The sequence below is a fragment of the Bordetella ansorpii genome, assembly GCF_900078705.1.
Taxonomy (GTDB): domain Bacteria; phylum Pseudomonadota; class Gammaproteobacteria; order Burkholderiales; family Burkholderiaceae_B; genus Bordetella; species Bordetella ansorpii_A.
The window spans coordinates 871282-877542 of record NZ_FKIF01000001.1; the positions used below are offsets into that span (position 1 = coordinate 871282).

Annotated in this window: 4 protein-coding genes and 2 rRNA genes; 1 reads left to right on the top strand and 5 read right to left on the bottom strand. The window is 59.9% G+C overall.

The features are described from left to right. Positions 1-84 precede the first annotated feature (84 nt). Together pyrC and A6745_RS03550 are read right to left on the bottom strand one after the other, a co-directional pair. Positions 85-1158 (bottom strand): dihydroorotase, encoded by a 1074-nt coding sequence (pyrC, locus tag A6745_RS03545; RefSeq protein ID WP_066123583.1) that lies wholly within the window; start codon positions 1156-1158, stop codon positions 85-87. An 11-nt stretch (positions 1159-1169) separates the two neighbouring features. Further along, positions 1170-2363 (bottom strand): M20 aminoacylase family protein, encoded by a 1194-nt coding sequence (locus A6745_RS03550; RefSeq protein WP_066123586.1) that lies wholly within the window; start codon positions 2361-2363, stop codon positions 1170-1172. Positions 2364-2512: 149 nt separating this feature from the next. On the opposite strand from A6745_RS03550, the gene A6745_RS03555 reads away from it, so the two are divergent. Beyond that, positions 2513-2791: an SWIB/MDM2 domain-containing protein gene (locus A6745_RS03555; RefSeq protein WP_066123589.1), complete on the top strand. Its 279-nt coding sequence runs from the start codon at positions 2513-2515 to the stop codon at positions 2789-2791. 176 nt (positions 2792-2967) lie between these two features. On the opposite strand, the gene A6745_RS03560 is transcribed toward A6745_RS03555, so the two are convergent. The 3 genes from A6745_RS03560 to A6745_RS03570 all read right to left on the bottom strand — a co-directional run. After that, positions 2968-3330 carry a DUF4870 family protein gene (locus A6745_RS03560; RefSeq protein WP_066123592.1) on the bottom strand — a complete coding sequence of 121 codons (363 nt, stop codon included), beginning with the start codon at positions 3328-3330 and terminating at the stop codon, positions 2968-2970. A gap of 261 nt (positions 3331-3591) precedes the next feature. Beyond that, a 5S ribosomal RNA gene (gene rrf, locus A6745_RS03565) occupies positions 3592-3704 on the bottom strand. Between the two features lie 199 nt (positions 3705-3903). After that, positions 3904-6261, bottom strand: a 23S ribosomal RNA gene (locus A6745_RS03570); the annotation flags it as partial.

Here is a 6261-nt window from a genome sequence, read left to right on the forward strand (position 1 = left end):
GCCAACGCCGTCCATGGCATGCCAGGCGGCTTGAACGCGGGGCTCTGGAGCGGCGCACCAGCCCGCCGCTTGAACGAGGCGGCTTCAGCCAGCCACCGCCATGCGCCAAGGCAAGGTTTCGCCAGCGGCCAGCGGTACCAGCGAGGTCTCGCCGAAGGGCAGCTCCTGGGGGATCTCGTACTCGGCGCGTTCCAGCGTCAGCGTACCGGTGTTGCGCGGCAGACCGTAGAAATCAGGACCATGGAAGCTGGCGAAGCCTTCCAGCTTGTCGATCGCGCCGACCATGTCGAACGCCGTGGCGTACAGCTCCATGGCATGCAGTGCGCTGTAGCAACCGGCGCAGCCACAGGCATGTTCTTTGAGGTGGCGGGCATGCGGGGCGCTGTCGGTGCCCAGGAAAAAGCGCGGGTTGCCGCTGGTGGCCGCCTCGACCAGCGCCAGGCGGTGCGTCTCGCGCTTGAGAATGGGCAGGCAATACCAGTGCGGCCGCACCCCGCCCAGGAAGATGGCGTTGCGGTTGTACAGCAGATGCTGCGGCGTGATGGTCGCGGCAATAGGGCCGTCGGCGTCGCGCACATAATGCGCGCCTTCCTTGGTGGTGATGTGCTCGAACACCACTTTCAAGCCGGGGAACGCGCGGCGCAGCGGCTGCATGACGCGCTCGACGAACACGGCCTCGCGGTCGAACACGTCGATACCCGGGTCGGTCACTTCGCCGTGCACCAGCAACGGCATGCCACAGCGCTCCAGCGCTTGCAGCGCCGCCGCGCACTTGCCCAGCAGATCGGTCACGCCCGCATCGGAATTGGTCGTGGCGCCAGCCGGATACAGTTTCACCGCATAGACCTGGCCCGACTCATGGGCGCGCACGATCTCGTCGGCGGGCGTGTTGTCGGTCAGGTAAAGCGTCATCAGCGGATTGAAGACATCGGCGCCGATGCCCGCCTTGCGTAGCGCGGCATCGATGCGCTCGCGGTAGGCCAGCGCCTGCGCGGTCGTGGTGACCGGCGGCTTGAGGTTCGGCATGATGATGGCGCGCGCGAACTGGCGCGCCGTATCGGCCACGACGGCCTCGAGCGCGGCGCCATCGCGCAGATGCAGGTGCCAGTCATCGGGACGGACCAGCGTCAGGGAAGAAACAGCAGCGGAAACGGACATGACAGGCAGGCTCAATCGGCCAGGGGCATGCCGCGTTCGGCCAGAGCGCAGAACATGGCGCTACCCAGCGGAATCACGGCGTCGTTGAAATCGAAATTCGAGTTGTGCAGCAGACAGCCGGACTCGGCGCCGCCTTGGCCCAGGCGGAAATAGGCACCAGGCCGGGCCTGCAGCATGAAGGAGAAATCCTCGGACCCCATGGACGGCGTCAGGTCGCGCACCACGTTCTCCTTGCCGATCATCTCGGTGGCGATGTCGGCCACCAGGTGGGCGTGCTGAGGCGTGTTCAAGGTGGCCGGATACAGGCGTTCGTAGTGGAGCTGGGCCGTGGCGCCGAACGCGGCCGCGATCGACGCGGCCAGTTCGCGCATGCGCGTCTCGATCATCTCCTGCACGGACTTGCGGAACGAGCGGACCGTGCCCACCAGCTTGGCTTCGCGCGGGATGACGCTCATGGCGCCTGGGTGACCGGCCTGCAGCGAGCCGATGGACACCACCGCCGAATCCAGCGGGTTCACGTTACGCGAGACGATGGTCTGCAGCGCCGTGATCAGGTGTCCGGCCACCGTGACCGGATCGATGGTCTGGTACGGATGCGCACCATGGCCGCCGCGGCCCTCGATGGTGATCTCGAAGCGATCCGCCGCAGCCATCATCGGCCCGGGATTGATGCCGATGGTGCCCGGGCGCAGGCCCGGCCAGTTGTGCAGCGCATAGATGGCATCGCAGGGAAAGGTGTCGAACAGGCCGTCGTCGAGCATGGCCTTGGCGCCGCCCCGGCCCTCTTCGGCCGGCTGGAATATCAGCACGGCGGTGCCGTCGAAGTTGCGGGTCTGCGCCAGGTAGCGTGCGGCGCCGATCAGCACGGCGGTGTGGCCATCGTGCCCGCAGCCATGCATCAGGCCCGGCTTGCTGGATTTGTAGGCGAAGCTGTTGTCTTCCGTCATGGGCAGCGCGTCCATGTCGGCGCGCAGGCCGATCATGCGGCCACTGTCGCAGCGCTTGCCGCGGATGACACCGACCACGCCGGTCTTGCCGATGCCACGGTGCACCTCGATGCCTAGCGCCTCGAGCGAGCCCGCCACGATGCCCGAGGTGCGCACCTCTTCGAACCCGAGTTCGGGATGCGCATGCAGATCGCGCCGCAGCGCGGTCAGTTCGTCGTGGAAGAGCCGGATCGACTCGAGGGGGGAGCGTGCGTACATGTGAAGTTACAGGATACCGCAATGCAGGAAAGAGACCGGCTATTTTAGTTGCTACAGAGGATAAATGGCTTTGTCTTTAGAGGAGAGACACGTTATGCTGCGGCCCGCAAGGACACTTTTTCCAACCACCAGAGAAGGAGAGCCGCAACATGGCCACCACCTCCAAAACCGCGACTGCACGCAAGCCTAACGCCGCGTTCATGAAGCCGCTGACCCCCAGCCCCGAACTGGCTGCGGTCATTGGCGACGCCGCCGTGCCGCGTACCGAGGTCACCAAGAAGATCTGGGATTACATCAAGCAACACAACCTGCAAGATGCCAGCAACAAGCGCAACATCAACGCCGACGCCAAGCTGCGCCCCATCTTCGGCAAAGACCAGGTCACGATGTTCGAACTGACCAAGCTGGTCAACGCTCACCTGAAGTAATCACGGCCGAGGGCGTACGGCGTACGTCCCTGCTGCCTCCGCGACTCCCGCCGCCACGGCGCGGGTTCGCCTCCCCCCCTTCTCTCTCCTCTCCCTCTGCCCCGTACGCCACGTGCGTGACAAACGGCCGGTTCGCGTGAAACGCAAACCGGCCGTCGGGTGTGGATGTTCGTCGTTCAGGCGTAGGCGTTGGGCGTGCGGCCTTCCAGCAGCGCCAGCCAGCCCTTGATCAGGCGGTACACGGCCCAGACGAATACGATCGGGAAACCGATGTAGCCGATGAAGATCACGGTGGTGACGAAGCTGATGACCAGCCACAGCACAGACCACCAGAAGGTGCGCAGCAGCCAGTCGAAATGCGCGGCGTACAGGGTTCCGGCCGCGTCCGATCGCTTGACGTAGATCAGCACGATGGCGGCAATGGCCGCCACGCCGAAGATCCCTGCCGTCAGCAGCGAAAACGCGAACAGGCCATAGGCCACGTGCGTCAGGGTGCGCAGGTCCGGCGAGGTTGCCGAGGGGATCTGGGGATCGGTCACGATCGCTGCTCCATCGAATAAGTTAGGGCAATCTTACCGCACAATAGAGAGCCTCCGACCTCTTCTGTTGCATGTCGATGATGCTTGCAAGCCTATGCTGCAAGACCCCGATTGACAGACGAAAAAGGCCGGCTTGTCCGTCGCTTTCTTGCCCCAGGAGCGCCTCTGTCCTGATGCGTCCCGTCGTGAGGCCAGTTGTATTGCGAGTCCGCAAAAGCAAAACCCCGCAGACGGTTGGTCTACGGGGTTTTGGGGATAAGAGCCTGACGATGACCTACTTTCACAGATGTACATCCACTATCATCGGCGCAAAGGTGTTTCACGGTCCTGTTCGGGAAGGGAAGGGGTGGGACCACCTTGCTATGGTCGTCAGGCGTAAGGGGTTGAGCGGTTGACGTGTGTGTCAAACGCTCTGAAGAAGAAGCACGCGGTGCAGGGGTTAGGGCCCTGCGACGTAAAGCGTGTTGGATAGGTATGTTGGGTTGTGTTTGCACGGCGTTCTCGCCGGCACGGTGCGCGTTAGCACCTTGGCGGCGCGCTCGATGGCGCCGCTTATGAAGACTGTAGAGTTATAGGATCAAGCCTCACGGGCAATTAGTATCAGTTAGCTCAATGCATTACTGCACTTGCACACCTGACCTATCAACGTCCTGGTCTTGAACGACCCTACAGGAGAGTCAAGCTCTCAGGGATACCTAATCTTCAGACGAGTTTCCCGCTTAGATGCCTTCAGCGGTTATCTCTTCCGTACTTAGCTACCCGGCAATGCCATTGGCATGACAACCGGTACACCAGCGGTACGTCCATTCCGGTCCTCTCGTACTAGGAACAGGCTCCGTCAAGTATCCAACGCCCACGGCAGATAGGGACCAAACTGTCTCACGACGTTTTAAACCCAGCTCACGTACCTCTTTAAATGGCGAACAGCCATACCCTTGGGACCGGCTACAGCCCCAGGATGAGATGAGCCGACATCGAGGTGCCAAACACCGCCGTCGATATGAACTCTTGGGCGGTATCAGCCTGTTATCCCCAGAGTACCTTTTATCCGTTGAGCGATGGCCCTTCCATTCAGAACCACCGGATCACTATGTCCTGCTTTCGCACCTGTTCGACTTGTCAGTCTCACAGTCAAGCACGCTTATGCCATTGCACTATCAGCACGATTTCCGACCGTACCTAGCGTACCTTCGAACTCCTCCGTTACGCTTTGGGAGGAGACCGCCCCAGTCAAACTGCCCACCATGCACTGTCCCCGATCCGGATAACGGACCAAGGTTAGAACCGCAAACAAACCAGGGTGGTATTTCAAGGTTGGCTCCACTCAATCTGGCGACTGAGTTTCTGCGCCTCCCACCTATCCTACACAGGCCGGTTCACAATCCAATGCAAAGCTACAGTAAAGGTTCATGGGGTCTTTCCGTCTAGCCGCGGGTAGATTGCATCATCACAAACACTTCAACTTCGCTGAGTCTCGGGAGGAGACAGTGTGGCCATCGTTACGCCATTCGTGCAGGTCGGAACTTACCCGACAAGGAATTTCGCTACCTTAGGACCGTTATAGTTACGGCCGCCGTTTACCGGGGCTTCGATCAAGAGCTTGCACCCCATCACTTAACCTTCCGGCACCGGGCAGGCGTCACACCCTATACGTCGACTTTCGTCTTAGCAGAGTGCTGTGTTTTTAATAAACAGTCGCAGCCACCGATTCTCTGCGACCCTCTCAGGCTCGTTGCGCAGGCAACTCACCCTAACAGGGCATACCTTCTCCCGAAGTTACGGTATCAATTTGCCGAGTTCCTTCTCCCGAGTTCTCTCAAGCGCCTTGGAATATTCATCCCGTCCACCTGTGTCGGTTTGCGGTACGGTCTCGTACAGCTGAAGCTTAGAGGCTTTTCCTGGAACCACTTCCAATCACTTCGCGAATAAATTCGCTCGCGCCACACCCTTGAGTCATGTACCCGGATTTGCCTAAGTACCCTCTTCAATGCAGCAACAGGGACATCCAACACCCTGATGATCTTCCGCGATCCGTCCCCCCATCGCACTGTACGACGGTGCTGGAATATTAACCAGCTTCCCATCAGCTACGCATCTCTGCCTCGCCTTAGGGGCCGACTCACCCTGCGCCGATGAACGTTGCGCAGGAAACCTTGGACTTACGGCGAGGAGGCTTTTCACCCCCTTTATCGCTACTCATGTCAGCATTCGCACTTCTGATACCTCCAGCAGCCTTTACAAGCCACCTTCGCAGGCTTACAGAACGCTCTCCTACCGCGTGTACCAAAGGTACACACCCGCAGCTTCGGTTTATCGCTTAGCCCCGTTACATCTTCCGCGCAGGACGACTCGATCAGTGAGCTATTACGCTTTCTTTAAAGGGTGGCTGCTTCTAAGCCAACCTCCTGACTGTCTATGCCTTCCCACTTCGTTTCCCACTTAGCGATAATTTGGGACCTTAGCTGGCGGTCTGGGTTGTTTCCCTCTTGAGTCCGGACGTTAGCACCCGGTGCTCTGTCTCCCAAGCTGTACTTGCGGGTATTCGGAGTTTGCAATGGTTTGGTAAGTCGCCATGACCCCCCTAGCCATAACAGTGCTCTACCCCCCCGCAGTAATACTTGAGGCACTACCTAAATAGTTTTCGGAGAGAACCAGCTATTTCCAGATTTGTTTAGCCTTTCACCCCTATCCACAGCTCATCCCCTAATTTTTCAACATTAGTGGGTTCGGTCCTCCAGCACGTGTTACCGTGCCTTCAACCTGGCCATGGGTAGATCATCTGGTTTCGGGTCTACACCCAGCGACTGAACGCCCTGTTCGGACTCGCTTTCGCTACGCCTTCCCTATTCGGTTAAGCTCGCCACTGAATGTAAGTCGCTGACCCATTATACAAAAGGTACGCCGTCACCCCATAAAGAGGCTCCGACTGTT

Coding starts and splice junctions, on each gene's coding strand:
- pyrC (WP_066123583.1), bottom strand. CDS start 1,158: ATGTCCGTTTCCGCTGCTGTTTCTTCCCTGACGCTGGTCCGTCCCGAT.
- A6745_RS03550 (WP_066123586.1), bottom strand. CDS start 2,363: ATGTACGCACGCTCCCCCCTCGAGTCGATCCGGCTCTTCCACGACGAA.
- A6745_RS03555 (WP_066123589.1), top strand. CDS start 2,513: ATGGCCACCACCTCCAAAACCGCGACTGCACGCAAGCCTAACGCCGCG.